Here is a 19,205-nt window from a genome sequence, read left to right on the forward strand (position 1 = left end):
TGAATAATTATGAACAAAACTATGCTTAACCGCAGGCGTTTTTTGACAGGATCTTCTACCTTGTTAGGGGCATCCATGCTGTCCACCCTACCGTCTATTGCCAATAGTGCGCTCGGTAAAGGCCAGCAGAATGTAGCCGTCAGCAGTGATAAATCTGACCATATCGTACCTATCCTAACTGGGAATGAGTTTGATCTGTATGTCAGCAAGAAGCTCGTTACTGTTAATGGCAAGTCGAGTATGGCGACGCTGATTAATGACTCGCTGCCAGCGCCAACGCTAAAGATGCGTGAAGGCGATACAGTAACCATTCGTGTTCATAATCAGATGAATGAGTCAACCTCTATCCATTGGCATGGCTTGCTCGTACCTTTTGAGATGGATGGCGTACCAGGTATCAGTTTCGATGGTATTCCTGCAAATAGCACCTTTACCTATAAATTCAAACTTAAACAATCAGGCACCTATTGGTATCACTCACACAGTGGTTTCCAAGAGCAAACCGGTATGCTTGGTGCTATCGTCATTGAACCCAAAGGCCGTGAGCGTCATCCAATCGAGGAAGACCATGTAATCGTGCTGAGTGATTGGACGCACCGCGATCCGCACAATCTCTTGAAGTTGCTCAAACAGCGCGCTGACTTTGATAACTATCATTTGCCGGATTTCAAAAAACTATTGTCTGATATTGCCGCAACAGATTTAGAAGCTGCTTATGACAAGCGCAAAATGTGGAATCAGATGCGCATGATGCCGACGGATTTTACTGATTTATCTGGCGAAAAGACCTTTACCTATCTGATGAATGGTAAAACCACAGCGGCTAATTGGACACAGCTAGTGAAAGCGGGACAGCCCGTTAAATTACGCTTTATCAATGCTTCAGCGCAAACCATTTTTGATGTGCGTATACCGGGTCTCAAAATGACGGTGGTAGCAACAGATGGTATTGATGTCGCACCCGTTGCGATTGATGATTTCCGCATTGGCGTGGCTGAGACCTATGATGTCATCGTCACGCCTACTCAAGATGCACATACGATATTTGCCCAAAATATCGATCGTTCAGGCTATGTCGCGACCACACTTGCGACCAAAAAAGGTGCGCGAGCTGCCATACCTGCTATGGACAAGATCGAATGGTTGACTATGGCAGATATGATGGGTGCGATGGGTGATAAAGGCTACAAAGCAAAGCACGCCAAGACCGAGTATGACTTTAAATCTGATATGCGTGTCGACAGTCCACGTATGAACCTCGATGACCCCGGTATTAATCTGCGTGATATTGATAGAAAGGTTTTGACTTATGACCAATTACGTTCCGTGGATGAGACTATATTTACAGAGCAGCGTAAGCCTACCCGAGAGATCGAGCTACATTTAACGGGTAACATGGAGCGCTATATTTGGGCGTTGGATGGTGTCATGTTTAAGGATGCAACGCCTGTCAATATTAAGCCTAACGAGCGCGTACGTATTACCTTAGTCAATGACACGATGATGAACCATCCTATGCACCTGCATGGAATGTGGAGTGACTTACGCACACCATCTGGAGACTTTCAAGTACGTAAACATACGATTGTGGTGCAGCCTGCGCAAAAAATTAGCTTCGATGTGACGGGAGAAGTTGGACGATGGGCATGGCACTGTCATCTGCTGTATCACATGGAAGCCGGCATGTTCAGAGAAGTTGCCGTCGTTTAACAAACCTTCGAATATGAGGCTTATTATGAAAATATCTAAGAAAAATCTGTCATTCATTGGTTTGTCATCGCTAGTCTTGCTCACATCATCGTTTGCAACGGCTGCTGATATGTCTGGTATGGATCATAGCGGCATGGATATGTCAGGTGATATGTCCAATATGGACCACAGCGGCATGGATATGTCAGGTGATATGTCCAATATGGACCACAGCGGCATGGATATGTCAAGTGGTATGTCTGATATGGACCACAGCGGCATGGATATGTCAGGTGGTATGTCTGATATGGATCACAGTGGCATGGATATGTCAGGTGGTATGTCTGATATGGATCACAGTGGCATGGATCATGGCAGTATGGATATGTCGGGCATGCAAGGTGGGCAGCCACCAGCTGATGCTCGCAGTCCAGACTATTCAAATGGGGTTCCATACGGGCAGTATGGTAAGCCCATGATGATGGGCAGCATGCCATTATGGGGAGTATCAGTAGACGATTTGGGTTATCAGTTTGATGAAGACCAAATCAACTTTGAGGCGACGGGTTGGTATGGTACTGATAGCAATCGTATAAGACTACGCACGGAAGGTAGTGCTCAGACTAAAGATGATAAAGAAATCGATAGCTTAAGCTCCCTTGCCTATTGGAAACCACTAAGTATTTTTTGGAATGGTGAAGCTGGTGTCGCTTACGATACTGAAAACGACAACGCTGCCGTAATGGCAGGTATTGTCGGTACCGCGCCTTATTTTATAGAAACGGATGCGAGAGCCTACTTATATACCGATGGTCAACTTCGTCTTGATCTGGGCGCAGAGTACGAATGGCGTTTGGATCAGCATTGGGTAGTCATACCGGAGGTTGGACTGACTGCCTTTAGTAAAGATGACCATGATAATGGTATTACCAAAGGCTTTAATGAGATGGAAACTGAGGTCAGGCTGACTTACGAGACATTCAGTCGCCAGCTAGCTCCTTATGTAGGTGTTAGTTATGAGACAGCGCTTGGCAAGGCTCGTGGCCAACGACGTCAAGAAAATGAATCAGTTGATAGCAGTAGTTTGACTGCGGGGGTTAAATTCTGGTTTTAACTGTCTACCCATTTTAATTTAACAAAACAATGGAGGTCATATCATGGAAGCTGCTAAGCAAAAAAATATGAACCCTTATGTAAAATTTACCTTAATGATTCTGACATCGACTGTCATCATGTATATCATGATGTACTTCAATACCTACCAGTGGGATCACATTTACTTTAGTGAAACCCGAGCTTATATGGCGCTATACATGGGTGCCGGTATGGCAGTCGTCATGTTGGCATTTATGACCAATATGTATAAGAAGACCAAGGTCAATTTGATGATCTATGGTCTAAGTGTATTGATGTTTGTAGTTGGTATTTGGGGCGTTAGATCTCAAGGGACTGTCGATCAAGTCGATTGGATGCAGGCGATGATACCGCATCACTCGATTGCCATTCTCACTAGTAGTCGCGCTGATATTGAAGATCCGCGTGTACAAAAGCTTGCTGATGATATTATAAAAGCACAAAAGCGTGAAATCGCTGAGATGAAGCAGTTGATTGATGAGCTTGAATAAGAGAATAGCGTACCAGTGAACGCTGCGAAAAGCGATTACTTTTTTCTGCTCAGACGCTCAATGACCCAGCCTGCTAGTGGGAAAGACACCAACTGTGTCAGTGGAACAAGTATTATCGTTTCAATTAATACCACCACTGGCAGGCTTAATCCTTGGGTCACAGGCTTCAATAACGTCAATACGATTAGGAGCGTTGGATAAAGTCCGACATATCCTATCAATATGCGTATAAGTCTGTCTTTGGAATTCTGATTCATTGCCTACTACCTATTGATAAAACGATAAAAGAAAAACCTTTAAGCGACAAAAACAATAATTGTCGCTTAAAGATTGACTGTCTGTGAATATCCAACAAGTCACAAATTTATAAATGAAAATAAGGCCATTAGTATTAATGGCCTTATCTCAGTCACTGTTTATGTACTTTGCTATTCTTGATAGTAAGGATAATCACTGTAGCCCACATCAGTACCACCATACATCGTGGTAGGATCTACTTCATTCAATGGCCAGTTATTGGCAATACGCTCTGGCAGATCAGGATTGGCGATAAAAGGACGACCAAACGCGAATAAATCACCGTAGCCTTTTTCTAAAATGTTCACAGCTTTTTGTACCGTGTACTTGCCAGCATAAATAATACGGCCTGAAAACTCTTCTCTGACTGCTTGATAAAAAGTGTCTGGTAAATCAGGCGCATTATCCCAATCAGCTTCTGCAATGGACAAATAAGCAATACCCGCTTGCTCAAGCAATTTGACTGCTTCGACATAGGTATGATGGGGATCTGACTCTACCAAGCCTAAATACACGCGCGTCTCATCCGTACTCGCAAATAATGGCGCAAAGCGTACGCCTAAACGATCAGCACCCACCACATCACTGACAGCAGCGACGATTTCTTTTAAGAAGCGCAAACGATTGGTCAACGACCCACCATATTGATCATCACGGTGATTGGTGTGCTCAGAGATAAACTGATTGACCAAATAACCATTGGCACAATGCAACTCTACCCCATCAAAACCCGCTTCCAATGCATTGCGCGCAGCGGCCGCATACATCGTTACCAACTCACCAACTTCATCGGTACTGAGAGCGCGTGGCTCACTTGGATCAGCCAATGCACCTGCACCTGGACCTGTTTCAATAAATACTTTGACGTTATCAGCGGTAATATCAGACGGCCCTACCGGCTGAGCACCATTAGGCTGCAAGCTGGTGTGCGACACACGGCCTACATGCCAAAGCTGAGCAAAAATAATACCGCCTTTGTCATGTACTGCTTGCGTGACTTTTTTCCAGCCTTCAACTTGGGCTGGTGAATGGATACCCGGTGTCCAAGCATAACCTTGACCTCTTGGCTCAATCTGCGTACCTTCCGTCACCATAAAGCCTGCTGACGCACGCTGTGCATAATAGCTGGCCATTAAGTCATTAGGGATATTGTCAGGTTGCGTGCTACGAGAGCGTGTCAATGGCGGCATTACGATACGGTTGTTGAGCGTATAAGGCCCAAGTGCTACAGAGGAAAATAATGTCTTTGTACCTGGAATAGTTTGTGTCATAAGTATCTCTTTTAAAGCAGCTGATGGCTTATTATTGAATGTATTGAGCCTGTTTTAATGCTTAACAGCTCATTTAGTGGCTACTTAAGCAATGTTGGTCAGCATAGCGTTTTGCAGGTACAATTAGAAACAACCGTTTCTTGTTTAAGATACAATTATTAATGGTATGAAATTATGAATGGTATGAATCGGCTCGATATCAAGCAACTTAGAGTATTGCAGGCGCTACTTGATCTAAAAAACTTGTCGCAAGTCGCACGCAAAATGGGGCTGACCCAACAAGCCATCAGTGAGCAGTTACGCAAGTTACGTGAGGTGTTTGATGATCGTTTGTTTATTCGTCAAGGCAATAGCATGGTGGCAACACCAAAAGCGCTATCGATGCAGCAACCTATTGACCATATATTAAAGCAGTTGGAAGATTTGTTAGAGCCAGAGATTTTTATGCCGCACACATACAAAGGCATATTTACGATTAGTGCGACTGACTATGCGACGCAGGCATTATTACCGCAATTGTTTAATATTACGCGACGCGAAGCACCAGATTTGAAGTTAATCGTACGTGATTTTGCCTCAGACAATATCAATCAGCTGATTGCAGCAGGCGAGCTTGATTTGTTGATTACCTTCCCTGAATTTATCCCTGATAACTTATCATATGTGACTTTATTTGAAGAGCAACATTTATGCGTGACGGGTTGTGAAAATACCTTTGCCACAGAGCCATTGACGCTGTCGCAAGTGGCTGCACACGCGCAGCTAGTCGTGTCACCCTCGCGTGCTAATTTACGCGGCTCTCATGATCAATGGTTTGCAGAAAAAGGTCTAAAACGAAATATTGTGATGTCGGTTCCTAGCTTTTCGGCTGTACCAGATATTTTGCACACGACTGACATGATTGCGTTTTATCCTTCGCGATTATTGCCGAGCAATAAGGTCAAAGAACTTGAGGTGGAAGCATTGCCGCCTACTTTTAAGGTCATCGCAGCATGGCATCCACGTACTGCTGACAGTGGCATACATCGTTGGTTAATCGAGCAATTACGAAATCTATAATAAGTAACTTAGCTATAGCCAACCTTGAAACGACATCGAACACTCTTAAACTTGATGTAAGTATTATCTAGACTAAACATGGTTCTACACAAGATTCTAGACGGGTGCACATAATCACCTTAGTAACAGTTTCTTAAAATAACAGTCTTTTAAACATAGTTATCCTACGCAATACTCTCCAAATTGGGTATTAAATCATTACTGCTTATCACTTTATCAACATCAACAAACTCACCTTTACCCATGGCGCCAAGATTATAGTCTGCAAACTCATGATATAAAGTGACCACATCACCCATAATCAATAGTGCAGGGGTTGGCAGTTTTGCTTCAGCTTGCTGATCAGCGATATCACTTAATGTGCCGATAAGTACTTGCTGCGTTGGCATACTGGCATGACTAATGATAGCAAAAGGCGTTTCGCTGTCACGTCCGCCTGCTATCAACCCTTGTGTCATCTCATGCAAACGGTGCAAACCCATGTAAAACACAACTGTCTGGCTGCTGTCCATTAGCTCACTATAATCGTTATTAGGCGCGCCATTTTTTTTGCAAGCAGTAACAAACTTGACCGATTGAGCATGGTCACGGTGCGTTAGTGGAATTCCTGTACGGCTAGCAGCGGCACTGGCGGCAGTAATACCTGGAATAGACTCAAAATGAATGCCATGACGTACCACTTCCTGTAGCTCTTCGCCGCCGCGTCCAAAAATAAAAGGGTCGCCACCTTTTAAGCGAACCACCATCTTACCTGCCAGCGCGTGTTTGACCAGTAGCTCGTTAATACTTTCTTGTGGCAATGCATGATTGGCGCGGCGCTTACCAACGAATATTTTTTCAGCCGTGCTCGCGCACATATCCAAAATATCCTCAGACACCAGACTGTCGTATAACACTACCTCTGCGCGCTGCATTACTCGCCACGCTTTTAATGTTAATAGCTCAGGGTCACCAGATCCTGCGCCAATCAGATGCACAGTGCCTCTTTTGGTGCAAGTTTGCACGTTTTCTGCGCAGTGTTGATCCATTAGCTGATAGGTCTCATGCATTGAGGTAGCGGCAGATATATTGGTCATGGTGGTGACTCCTGATAACAGCGTGAATACAGCAAAATGGGCAACCACAAGCAAAGTTGTCAATAAACCCCTACCCTAAAATGGCTTATTGTTCATAACACAACACTCAACCAGTAATTGCATATAAAAGGCTGCAAGCGACGTGCCATAACATCATTTAAGCTTGTGCCAATGGGCCGCATTCTGCGATTAATGCGTTAATTTGCCCCACGCAAGAGCCACAATTGGTACCTGCTCGGCACTGCTTACCCACTGCCGTCGCACTAATACAACCATGCTGTGTGATAGCGTTGAGAATGGTATTTTTTCCAACTGACATACATGAGCACACTAAAGGTCCTGGATCAACATAGCCGCTGGCAGGCCGCCCCGCTAGCAACCATTTATATCGTTGATTAACAGGTATTTGACTAGTATCCGTAAAGCAGCTATCGAGCCAACGTACACTCGGTAATTGCTTTTGCGTTGGAGCAACATAAATAGCCATAATCAGTTGTGTGCTGGGTCTCTCATCATCAGATGACCCACTATTTATGGCAGCGTTATTTGAGTCCGTCTCAGGCGCAGATTGCGTCACAATAAAACGCAATTGATTCTGTACATTATCGACCGTAAACGCCGTATGCATGACACGCTCTTGACAGTTTGGCTGTGATAATGATTGCATAGAGGCCATAAACTGCTGCCAAAACTCGGGGCACGCTAAGGTACTGCTAGCCTCCACCATCGGGCTAGCGAGATTTATCAAGACACTGTTATTTTGATGACTCAAACTCCAAGTAAGTGCAGGTAATGCCTCTGGCAAAATATTATTCGAATGTGCTTCGCATTTTGTTTCAGACAATTCTTTCTCTGACGATTGCGCAGAAAAATTGGCCAAAATAGTACGTAGTTGCACTATAACGGCGTCTTGCCACTCAGGATGCACCAAAATCTTGCCAAATGATTGCATAGGAACGGACGTGACACTGATCGCCGAATTTTTGAGCTCTGGCTGCCCTGAATGTGGATCGACGACTGTTGGAATAAGGGGACCTACCCGAGCAAAGCTAGCAAAAGCATTGCTCCAATGCATGGGCATAAACGCATCACCAACGCGCAACGTATCGCTAATGGCAACTTGCGCCATTACGGTACTTGCGGGCTCGTTGCCATCCCTAGCCGTACTCATCGCGATATCAATGACTATGCCATTATTGGTCACGCCGTTCTCATAACTTTCATACTTTCCGTAGTTTTCATACCTACGATGCAGTTGCACAAAATCATTGTCTTGAACACCTAGCTGCCGTGCATCATTAGGATGTATGGTCAGTGTCGGTACTGGCTGATGTTGATTTAACTGCGATGCAAGGCCAGTGCGAGTCATGGTGTGCCATTGATCACGCAGCCTGCCAGTAATCAGGCGTACATGAAACACTTCGTTTTCAGATTGAGTATCATACTCAACCTCGTGTTTAGAGGGTGTTCGATTATCAACAATCAGTTGGGGTTTTTGCCTGCTTTGATATCGATGCACATTAGCTACGCTCGCTTCATTAGAGGGTGTAATAGCGATTAACTGTGACTTAGTAATAGTAGCAGCGGAATTAATAATCTCGTTTTCTAAAGGTTTTATCTTATCAATCATAGAGATACGCGTGCCACCCCATTGAAACGGTAGCATCTCTTCGTATGCTTGCTGACTGAGTACGATTGGCTGATGTATTTGATTGCCGTTCTGGTTAATATGCTGGCTAATATATTGTTGAGCAGGTTTATCGGCTGGTACCTCATCTGTCATTAAAGCAGACAAGTCTTTGCTAAGGTTCAGATAACGAGGGTAATTCTTATTAGAGTGAGATGTTCTGTGGCTATGCGTATTACCATCAGCGGTCAATGCCACATGCTCATTAAATATCTCGCTAGGATGTTGGTAATCAAACCCCGTTAATCCCATTCGTGTGGCAACTTGAGACAGTATCCACCAATCTGGTTTGGCAAGCCCTGCTGCAGGCATTAATGTCCGCTGCCGAGAGATACGCCGTTCAGAATTGGTGACCGTTCCAGATTTTTCACCCCACCCTTGAGCAGGCAGTACAATGTCGGCACACTTTACCGTATCACTGTCTACCGAGCAATCAGAGACAATTACCAAATCACATGCAGCAAGCGCTTGACGAAAATTATCCGCATCTGGCAAGCTGACCACAGGGTTGGTGGCCATAATCCAAATGGCCTTGATACGACCATCCAATATGGCAGCGGCAGCATCGCAGGCTTTGACACCCACGTTTGGGGAGATAGGTTGAGGCGACTGCCAAAAGTCTGCCACAAGCTGACGATGATCGGCATTGTCTAGTTCTAAATGCGCCGCCAACAGATTTGCAAGGGCGCCGACTTCTCGTCCACCCATTGCATTAGGCTGTCCAGTAAGTGAAAACGGACTGGCCCCTACTTTGCCCACACGCCCCGTGAACAAATGGGTATTGGTAATAGCATTGACCTTATCGGTTCCGCTTTGTGATTGATTAACGCCCATACTAAAGGCAGTGACTGTTTTATCAGTGGCGGCAACGCATTCATAGAACTGGCGGATACTATCTGCCGACACTTGGCAGGCGTGTGCAACTTTGTCAATGCTCCATGCTTTGGCAACATTCACCGCATCATCAACGCCCAAGCTTTGGTTAACATATTCATCATCTTGGCAACCCTGCTGATCTAGGTAATGCAGCAACCCATTATATAAATGTGTATCCGTACCCGCAGCAATTGGTAAATGCAAATCAGCAAATTCACAAGAGTCCGTACGGCGCGGGTCTATTACAATCAGTTTTTTATTAGGATTGGCTTTTTTGGCTGCTAAAAATCGACCAAACAAAATAGGATGGCACCACGCCATATTGGAGCCTACCAGTACCAATAAATCACAAGCTTCCAAATCCTCGTAATTACCCGGCACAAGGTCTGCACCAAACGCACGTTTGTGCCCAGCTACTGCAGATGACATACACAGCCGAGAGTTGGAGTCGATGTTATTATTACCAATAAACCCTTTTATAAATTTGTTAGCCACGTAATAGTCTTCAGTCAGCAATTGACCTGAGACATAAAACATAATGCTGTCTCGCCCGTGTTTAGCGATAGTGTCATTTAAACGACTGGCTACGTCATCTAAAACGGTGTCCCAGTCTGTCTGATTTATAAGTGGCTTGTCGGATACGTCTATAGCATTGAAATCATTACCCAATTGCATAGGCTGATGCTGTTTCATGACTGCTTGCTTGTTTTGATAATATGGCTCGGTCAAGCGGCGCGCAGTGCCCAGTGTTTGTGCTAGCGCACTCCCTTTGGAGCACAATTTACCAAAGTTAGCCGGATGCTCAGGATCTCCTTTAACGCTCAGCACCTCTGTCTCATTTACGCTCGCTAAAACACCGCATCCCACTCCGCAATAAGGGCACGTCGTGCGGATAGTAGTGATAGAGCTATCAATCAAATCGCCATCAGAAGACGTCAGTGCTTTTTTTATATTTTTGGCAGCACTTATATCATGTGTTTCAATGACGCAGTCTGTTGCTTTTTGCACGCTATTAGGTAGGCCGTTCGATTTATTAGCTGATACTACTTTGCTTGCAGCAGATTCATTGGCAATAGCGTCATTCATAATGCATCCTCTAACAGTTCAGCCGCTTTATGATGATCGACGTTCTTGTCTGTCTCATTAAATTCTATATCTACTTCCGTAGTTGGCAAATTGTTAAGTGTGATTTCATCCAAATGACAATATGCCTCACCAAATATGAGTGTGTCTTTGATGGACGTAATATCAACGTTATCTATAATCAACTGGCTATAAAAGCTGCCATCGCTGGTGTCCCCATAAAGCACAGCACCAATGAGTTTGTTTTCTTTGAGGTACAGACAATGATAATGGTTTAATTCAGGCTGACGATATACGAGGGTTTCAACAGTATCAGCGGCTTCGTCATCAAAAGCGATTTGCCCTGCAGAAAATGCCGACATACCAGATACTTTTAATTTTAATGACAACGGTTTGCTCACAAAAGAAACCCAGTGATCTGGTACGGCAGTTTTATTGTCTATCACATTTGTATCGTTTTTTATCAAAGCATCTTTTAAAACCGTGACCAACGTATCTACTTGTTGATTGACCGGCGCCACCATTCCAAATAGCTCGCCCTCTCGCTCTATACACTCACCAATCGCATAAACATTGGGACAACTGGTATGCATAAAATCATCGACCACAATACCGCGATTAACCTCGAGTCCGCTTTGCTTAGCAAGCGCTGTATTGGGTATCACACCCACTGCCATCACGATAAAATCGGCCGCTAGCATGCGCCCGTCTTTTAAAGATAGTCCGCATACTTCTCCTGCGTCATTCATCTCAATGGCTTCAGTGTGTGCAGAAACCGCGAGACAAACCCCTCGGCGGCGGAGCTCGGCTTGCAAAAGTTCGGCGGCTGGCAGGTCTAATTGACGATTGAGGACATAACCATCCATATGAATGACCGTCATACTCGCGCCCTGTGCCGCTAACGCGCAGGCAGCCTCCAATCCCAGTACGCCACCGCCAATCACCAAACCCGTTTTTCCTTGGCGGGCATAGTCCATCAGAGCGGTCACATCGGCAAGGTCTCGAAACACATGCACGCCCTTAGCCGTGTGATTGGGGAACGGAATGACTCGAGCAGTTGATCCTGTGGCCATTATTAACTTGGCATAGTTGAGTGTTTGCCCATCATCTAGCTCAATACACTGGCACTTAGTATCTATTGTCTCTACTGCAACCCCAGCCAGCACGGTAATACCCAGCTGCTCATACTCTGAGTTGTCATATAAATAAGTATCTTCAAACGCTGTGTCGCCAGCCAATACTGGTGACAGCATAATGCGGTTATAGCCCACTTGCGGCTCTTTACTGATTAACGTAATTGGCAAACGGGCGGTGTCATCATTTGATTGCGTGCGAGCAAGCTCAATGGCAAAACGACTGCCTGCCATGCCCGCTCCGATAATAACGATGCCAGCGTTTTTTTGATGGTCTGATGCTAAGGCGTGAGTGTTGGTATGAGTATCTACCCTAGTGGAGGCTTGCGACATAGATAGCGACATAAACAGAAAATTCCTTAGCCGCGCGGAGCAGCATTGAATGCAAAACAGCGTGTCATGAAAAGTACGCCAACAACAATAAAATGATGACAAACTCTATGAAGCAAATGCCATGCCATACTAGTAGAGGGTTACGCTTAATGAGAGGCTCTGGGTCGCGGCTGTGCGCCTTATTATCGGGGTTAAAATCTTGTAAAAACTCACCAATGGCTTGATAGCGCGCGTTAGTATTGACATGCAGCGCACGCATGAGTGCCTGTTGGCTGGTGTCAGGTACGTTCTGTTGCCGTAGCGGCTGCGCGGGCATCATTAGTGTTTGGTTTGGCATCATTAGTGTTTGGTTTGGCATCATTAGTGTTTGGGTATTAAATGGCAATTGCCCCGTCAGCAGTTCATAACCAATCACTGCAATCGAGAACAAGTCAGAATGCACGCCTTTTGGTGCATCGGTGTAATATTCTGGTGCAGCATAGTGCAAATCACCATTTGGTGGTCGGGTGCTGTCTTTTAAGATAGAGGAACTGGCGGAACCAAAATCAATCAGTTTGACGGCGCCTGATTTGGTTAAAAGAATGTTTTCGGGTTTGATGTCTTGATGCAACAGATAGTTGCGATGCATGACTCGAACCGCCATGCCAATTTTGGTGAGTAAATCAAAGGTTTGCCACACATCACAAGGCTCATGACGATCCATAAAGTCCCGTAGACTCTCACCGGCGATATATTCAGTCAAATGATATAAGTATGTGGTACTTGCTGGTACTGGATAGTAACGCAGCAGCCCCGACTCACTGAGCCCAGAACCCACATTATGACCACTATTGTTGGATGCAGGATTGACAGACAATCGATTGGGATCAGCTTGATTGTAAGCCGACTCTCCTGCGCGGCGATGTTTTGATAGGCTCAAACCGATTTTACGTTCTTTTAGAAAATCACGCAGATAGTGACCATCGGCAACAGAGTCTAAACTGGGTGATTTTAGAACAAAGTCATGATTGTATTCATCTTGCACCCAGTACACGTGACTGCGAGCCGTACGAGCAATGATACCAATCACAGTAAAACCATCAATATGATCGCCTATCTGTAAATCGGTTGGCAGCTGGTAGCGATTCACATCATGTATGACCGTATCCAGATTATCAAAGTCAATGCCATCAAAATGACCAATACCCTTTGAGCCATTGATAGAAGTAAAATGGGCTGATCGTGTGTTCATACTCAGCATGACCATGCTTAGATTATCATGACTGCCTGCACTAAAGGCTTGCTCGCACACGGCTTGACTGGTGTTAAACCCTAGCGGTAATTTGTGCGTGGTGGCCATCAACTGAAATATATCAGTCGCACTGCTGCACAGCTCAAATTGCAACTCTGTGGGCTCTATATGCTCATAAACCCCATCTGTCATAATGGCCAAACATTCGTTTTGATGAAGGGTAAATACCGATTGTTGTAGCTCTAACTGGCTATCTGCGCCGATAGCTGCAGCAAGCGCTCCTTTGTCTTGGCCGCGGTGCACGCGATGATCTTTGCTCAATACTGTCAGACAATCTACCCCAACGCGGTATATTCGAGAGTCGCCTGTATGAAACAGGTGAATACGGTCACCGATACAGAGCAAGCCTGATAACGTAGACAACAACGGCGGTACCCGTTGATACGATTGAGGAAAATATAGAATATCGTTGGCTTTGTTGACTGCTGTTTTGATGATAGTGGCGACTTGATCATCATCAAAACTGATGGATGACGTCTCATCTTGTGATTGTGCCAGTGCAGTCAACCCTAATGTGATTTTGTGAGCAATGGTATTCACTACCAGTCGACTTGCCTGTTTTGGAAACTGACAAGCGCTGACCCCATCTGCCATCAGCACCAATAATGGGGCTGATGAGGACGGGTGAGATACTGCATGAGGCATTGAGCGATTAGCATTAGATGATTCTGCACCTGAGCATTGATAGGGCAAGCAGGTGGTGATAAGTAAGCTGTCTTGGTTTTCAGTCTTGCGACCTGCCATAGTGAAAAAATCAAGCCACCATAATGCAGTACTGGCATCAACAATATCCTTACTGTCACCAGTCTTATCAATAGCGTGGCTATCAATGCGCTGGCTGACATCGTTGGTAACAAACTGACCTGAGCCTATTAGAGATGACGGATTGCCTGTATTAAAATGAACCGCCATCTCATCAGCGTTTTGGTACATATCACCATCCGCATTTTGACTATTGTTTCTATTGGCGTGTGCTATCGTCATCTGTCTTCACCCCGTACTATCTATGACTCACTTGTATTTCGGCAAATGTGCCATCTGGCATCTCTTCAATAATGATGCCTTCTGGCTCTTTTAAGAGAAACAATGCAAAGAATCCAACCACTGCTGTCGCGGCAATTACAAAGAAAAACACTTGATAAGACACCAGGCTCAACACCGTTAAATACACCACTGATCCAACATTGCCATACGCGCCTGTCATCCCTGCAAACTGCCCTGTCATACTGCGTTTGATCAGAGGAAGCACTGCAAAAACAGCACCCTCACCTGCTTGTACAAAGAATGAGCAAAACATTGTGATTAACAATGCTAATGCCAGTGGCCACGTTGAGTCAAGGAAGCCCATTAATAGATACCCGATGGCCAAACCAGCTGTCAAAATCAACAAAGTAATTTTGCGACCAAACTTATCACTGAGCCAACCGCCACCTGGGCGTGACATGAGATTCATAAAGGCATAGCTCGATGCCAATACCCCTGCCATTACAATCGATAAACTAAAAGTTTCTTGGTAAAACAAAGGAAGCATCGACACGACGGCAAGCTCTGAGCCGAACGTAGCAAAATACAAAATATTTAAAATACCTACTTGCTTAAAATCATAACGATGCGCCACTGGTACAGGCGTGGTGAAAACCTCTTTATTAAAGCGGTAGCTACTAATAAACTCGTAAACATACAGTATCGCAAGGCCGATATAGACCATGGTGACACTAGACTGGCTCAGCAAGCTCACACCATCAGGTGATAGTTTCCACGCCAATAGGGCCAATGCCAAATACATAGGCAGTTTAAAAACCATCATTAACCAAAAATCACCTGATGACGTCACCATCATGGCACCTGATTTTTTGGGTTTAAAATAAGTAGCCCCTTTGGGTGTATTACGCGCCATCTTATAAAAAATGATGCTATAAATCGCCATCACTACCCCTGACGTGGCTGTTGCATAACGCCACCCTTCATCACCACCGAACACTGCTGCGGCACCAATCGCGATAGTCGGCAATAACAGTGCCGCTGCTGCTGAGCCGAAATTACCCCACCCCCCATAAATACCCTCAGCCGTCCCTAATTCATTGGTTGGAAACCAATCACTCATCAAACGGATACCCACCACAAAGCCTGCACCCACAAAACCCAGTAAAAACCGAGACAGTGCCAAGGTGTTGTAATCCTGCGCGAACGCAAAGGTAAAACAAGGAATAGCACCAATGGCTAAAATGGCAGTATAAACAATACGAGGGCCAAAACGGTCTGTCAGCATCCCGATAATCACGCGGGCCGGAATAGTCAATGCCACGTTTAAAATGAGTAGTGTTTTGACTTGGTCTTTACTCAGATTGAGCGTTTCTCCAATCGCTGATAAAAATGGTGCATGGTTAAACCATACAAAAAAGGTAAGGAAAAATGCCATCCAACCTAAATGAAGGATTTTATTTTTACCCGTAAATGACAAAACATTAAGCTTGTCTTTACTAGATGCAACGGGGGCTGATGATGACATAGGCAACTTCCTCAAATGATTAACTTCAGGGTTCTGACAACGTACTAAAGGTACTAAGTGTTCAAAAAATGCAGTATTCAAATATGATAAGTAGCAATGTTTCAAGCAGTGCAATGGTTATGCCAGTTATTTGTGTACGCTGCCAGATCCATATAAAGATCAGCACTCGTTAATTATCCAAGCGCCTTTACTGGTGGGTCTATAACCATCACCACACCTGACACTTATGCTAATAAAGCATTAATAAAGCAGATTTAAAACACTCCATCAGCCTCCCTTATAAACAGCAATAACATCCAACTTGGGGCACAGCAGTAACTATTTTGGTGCATTAATTTTTGATATCGCTGTCATTAACAATCGTGCTCACCCTGATTTTTGGCAAATAGCAACGCTAATCATGCTGACATAAAAACCTTAGTATATAAGCGACTGGTCTCGATACGGCATACCTTTATGCCTAATAGCAACGCGCAAAAACCTAGCTAATCGAAGTGCTCTGGCATGATTATTGAATACTCTGTAATAGTAGGTATTAAATGCTGTTTATCAGCTGTTGTTGAGAGACGGAGCCGTTTATAGCGTGATAAAAAAATAAACGATGTCCGCATTCAACCAGCCCCATTACTAAGGACAGACGCATGATTAGCACTGCATTGAACACAGAAAACAAAGGCAATTTAGTGGTGATTGGCAACGGTATGGTCGGTCATCACTTTATTGAACGAGCAATTGAGCAAGGACTGCACCAGCAATTTGACATTCATGTATTTGCTGAAGAAGACCGCCCTGCTTATGACCGTGTTTATTTGTCGAGCTACTTTGAACATAAAGATGCCAGTAAGCTGAACCTAGTAGATTTAACGGCTTACGAATTATCAAAAGTTAATTTGCATTTGAATCAGTGCATTGTAGATATCGATTCGGCCAGACAGCGTATTACTACTGAGGCAGGCGAGATTATTGAGTACTCTGAGTTGGTGCTAGCGACGGGCTCATATCCTTTTGTGCCGCCCATCCCAGGCCGCGAGCATCCGCACTGCCACGTATACCGTACCATTGCAGATTTAGATGAGATTCTAGCGATTGCTGAGCTACCCACTGTCAAAAAAGGCGTGGTGGTTGGTGGTGGCTTACTGGGGCTTGAGGCCGCAAAAGCGCTCGTGACGCTAGGGCTTGATACCTATGTGGTCGAGTTCGCACCGCAATTGATGGGCGTTCAGCTTGATGCCGCTGGTGGTGAGATCTTAAAGCGTAAAATAGAAGCACTGGGTGTCAAAGTACTGACAGGCAAAAACACCAAAGAGATTCTGTCTAATACTGCACGCAACTCTGATGACACTAGCAGTGATGGTCAACATTTAACCATGCAGTTTACAGATGGCACCTCTCTAACGACTGATATGATTGTGTTTAGCGCTGGTATTAGACCGCAAGACGGTCTCATTAAAAACAATCCCGAATGCGGTATCGAAATGGGCGGGCGTGGTGGCATCTTGATCAATGAGCAATGTCGCACCAATGTAGATCATGTTTATGCCGTAGGCGAATGCGCAGTATGGGACAATAAAGTATTTGGTCTGGTAGCTCCCGGTTACAACATGGCCAGTATCTGTGCCGCGCAAATCGCTGGTGATAGCAAACAGATATTTACGGGTGCTGACATGAGCACCAAGTTAAAACTGATGGGTGTGGATGTAGGCAGTATTGGCGACGCACATGGCTCAAGTGAAGGCAGCTTAAGCTACCTGTATCAGAACCCTGCTGAGGGAATTTATAAAAAACTGGTCACCACACCAGATAACAAACGATTGCTTGGCGCTGTATTGGTAGGCGACACCGAAGACTATAACAACCTATTGCAATTATATTTAAATGACATTGACCTACCCGCACACCCAGAAAGCCTGATATTACCCAATGTCGAAAAACCCGTGATGGGCATCGACAATCTGCCAGATACCGCCACGATTTGTTCTTGTTATAACGTGACCAAAGGTGCTATCTGCTCAGCCGTCGAAAACGGCGCATACTCCGTCAGCGATGTAAAAACCATGACCAGTGCTGGTAGTGGCTGTGGCGGCTGTGCCCCTATGGTCAAAGATACGGTCAGCTATCAACTCACCGCCATGGGCTTTGAAGTAAACAATGACTTGTGTGAGCACTTTGCTTACTCTCGTCAAGATTTATATAGCTTGATTCGCGTGCACGGTATCAAAACCTTTGATGAATTACTAACTGAACATGGTAGCGGTCATGGTTGTGAGATATGTAAACCAACGGTCGCCTCTATTTTGGCATCGTGCTGGAATGACTACGTACTCAAGACTGAGCTGACACCACTACAGGACAGTAACGATTACTACTTAGGTAACATCCAAAAAGACGGCACTTATTCCGTCGTACCGCGTGTGCCGGGCGGTGAAATTACTGCAGACAAGCTCATCGTACTGGGTCAAGTGGCGAAGCAGTTTAATTTATACACTAAAATCACTGGTGGGATGCGGGTCGATCTGTTTGGCGCACGCATGGAGCAATTGCCTGATATTTGGACGCAACTGGTGCAAGCAGGCTTTGAGACTGGCCATGCCTATGGTAAATCTTTACGTACCGTGAAATCTTGTATCGGTAATAACTGGTGCCGCTACGGCGTCGATGACAGCATTGGCCTCGCCTTGAGATTAGAAGATCGTTACAAAGGCGTGCGCTCGCCGCACAAAATCAAGATGGGTGTGTCAGGCTGTATGCGCGAATGTGCTGAGGCGCAAAGTAAAGACTTTGGCATGATTGCGACTGAAAACGGCTGGAATTTATTTGTCTGTGGTAATGGCGGTATTACCCCGCGTCATGGTGAGCTGTTCGCCACCGATCTGGATACCGAAACCATGGTCAAATACATCGACCGCATCATTATGTTCTATATCAAAACAGCGGACAAGCTACAGCGCACCTCAAAGTGGCGTGAAAGCTTAGATGGCGGGCTTGATTATCTAAAAGCCGTCATTATCGAAGACAGTTTGGGCATAGCAGATGAGCTCGAAGCACAAATGCAATTATTGGTCGACAATTACGTGTGTGAGTGGGCAGCGACGATTAATGACACCGAAAAACTCAAACGTTTCCGTCATTTTGTAAACAGTGAGAAAGGCGATGATAATGTCGTTTTCGTGACTGATCGTGAGCAGATTCGCCCAGCGACTGATGCGGAAAAAGCAACCATCAACCTGGTTGAATTGGCCTAGCCAATGATGAGTGCCTTGTTTGTTATCACAACAA

General features: G+C 45.1%; 12 protein-coding genes. 5 read left to right on the forward strand and 7 right to left on the reverse strand.

What is annotated here, in order from left to right; all coding sequences use genetic code 11:
* Nucleotides 1-9: 9 nt before the first annotated feature.
* Genes JMX07_RS04900 through JMX07_RS04910 form a run of 3 tightly spaced genes read left to right on the forward strand, consistent with a single transcriptional unit; the run spans nt 10 to nt 3,314 of the window.
* Entirely contained in the window at nt 10-1,710 is a 1,701-nt protein-coding gene (locus tag JMX07_RS04900; RefSeq protein WP_320157998.1) for a copper resistance system multicopper oxidase, read from the forward strand.
* Nucleotides 1,711-1,735: 25 nt separating this feature from the next.
* Nucleotides 1,736-2,803, forward strand: coding sequence for a copper resistance protein B (locus JMX07_RS04905; protein ID WP_201606673.1), 1,068 nt, complete (start codon nt 1,736-1,738; stop codon nt 2,801-2,803).
* A 43-nt stretch (nt 2,804-2,846) separates the two neighbouring features.
* Nucleotides 2,847-3,314: a DUF305 domain-containing protein gene (locus JMX07_RS04910; protein WP_227684627.1), complete on the forward strand. Its 468-nt coding sequence runs from the start codon at nt 2,847-2,849 to the stop codon at nt 3,312-3,314.
* A 35-nt stretch (nt 3,315-3,349) separates the two neighbouring features.
* Here the strand turns inward: JMX07_RS04910 and JMX07_RS04915 are convergent, their stop codons facing one another.
* Both JMX07_RS04915 and JMX07_RS04920 read right to left on the reverse strand, forming a co-directional pair.
* Nucleotides 3,350-3,571 (reverse strand): hypothetical protein, encoded by a 222-nt coding sequence (locus JMX07_RS04915; RefSeq protein WP_057760053.1) that lies wholly within the window; start codon nt 3,569-3,571, stop codon nt 3,350-3,352.
* A gap of 171 nt (nt 3,572-3,742) precedes the next feature.
* Nucleotides 3,743-4,882, reverse strand: coding sequence for an alkene reductase (locus JMX07_RS04920; protein ID WP_101204543.1), 1,140 nt, complete (start codon nt 4,880-4,882; stop codon nt 3,743-3,745).
* 174 nt (nt 4,883-5,056) lie between these two features.
* Here JMX07_RS04920 and JMX07_RS04925 point away from each other — a divergent pair, with 174 nt between their 5' ends.
* A complete protein-coding gene (locus tag JMX07_RS04925) occupies nt 5,057-5,941 on the forward strand; it encodes a LysR family transcriptional regulator (RefSeq protein ID WP_102094142.1) in 885 nt (294 codons plus the stop codon).
* 164 nt (nt 5,942-6,105) lie between these two features.
* Here the strand turns inward: JMX07_RS04925 and cobA are convergent, their stop codons facing one another.
* The 5 genes from cobA to JMX07_RS04950 all read right to left on the reverse strand — a co-directional run bounded on the left by cobA (nt 6,106) and on the right by JMX07_RS04950 (nt 15,929).
* On the reverse strand, nt 6,106-6,969 hold the full coding sequence (cobA, locus tag JMX07_RS04930; RefSeq protein ID WP_227522881.1) for a uroporphyrinogen-III C-methyltransferase: 864 nt from the start codon (nt 6,967-6,969) through the stop codon (nt 6,106-6,108).
* 205 nt (nt 6,970-7,174) lie between these two features.
* Nucleotides 7,175-10,666, reverse strand: a complete 3,492-nt coding sequence (locus JMX07_RS04935; RefSeq protein WP_201606675.1) for a nitrate reductase — start codon at nt 10,664-10,666, stop codon at nt 7,175-7,177.
* Complete coding sequence (locus JMX07_RS04940; protein ID WP_227522874.1) at nt 10,663-12,141, reverse strand: NAD(P)/FAD-dependent oxidoreductase; 1,479 nt, start codon at nt 12,139-12,141, stop codon at nt 10,663-10,665. Before JMX07_RS04940 ends, JMX07_RS04935 begins: the two co-directional genes overlap by 4 nt.
* Before the next feature lie 52 nt (nt 12,142-12,193).
* Nucleotides 12,194-14,404, reverse strand: a complete 2,211-nt coding sequence (locus JMX07_RS04945) for a protein kinase domain-containing protein (protein WP_320157999.1) — start codon at nt 14,402-14,404, stop codon at nt 12,194-12,196.
* A 16-nt stretch (nt 14,405-14,420) separates the two neighbouring features.
* The gene (locus tag JMX07_RS04950) at nt 14,421-15,929 is read right to left on the reverse strand and encodes a NarK family nitrate/nitrite MFS transporter (protein WP_102094138.1); all 1,509 of its coding nucleotides are present in this window, start codon (nt 15,927-15,929) and stop codon (nt 14,421-14,423) included.
* Between the two features lie 641 nt (nt 15,930-16,570).
* Here JMX07_RS04950 and nirB point away from each other — a divergent pair.
* Nucleotides 16,571-19,171: a nitrite reductase large subunit NirB gene (gene nirB, locus JMX07_RS04955; protein ID WP_201606677.1), complete on the forward strand. Its 2,601-nt coding sequence runs from the start codon at nt 16,571-16,573 to the stop codon at nt 19,169-19,171.
* The last annotated feature ends 34 nt before the right edge of the window (nt 19,172-19,205 follow it).

It is taken from the genome of Psychrobacter immobilis (assembly GCF_904846235.1).
Classification (GTDB): domain Bacteria; phylum Pseudomonadota; class Gammaproteobacteria; order Pseudomonadales; family Moraxellaceae; genus Psychrobacter; species Psychrobacter immobilis_C.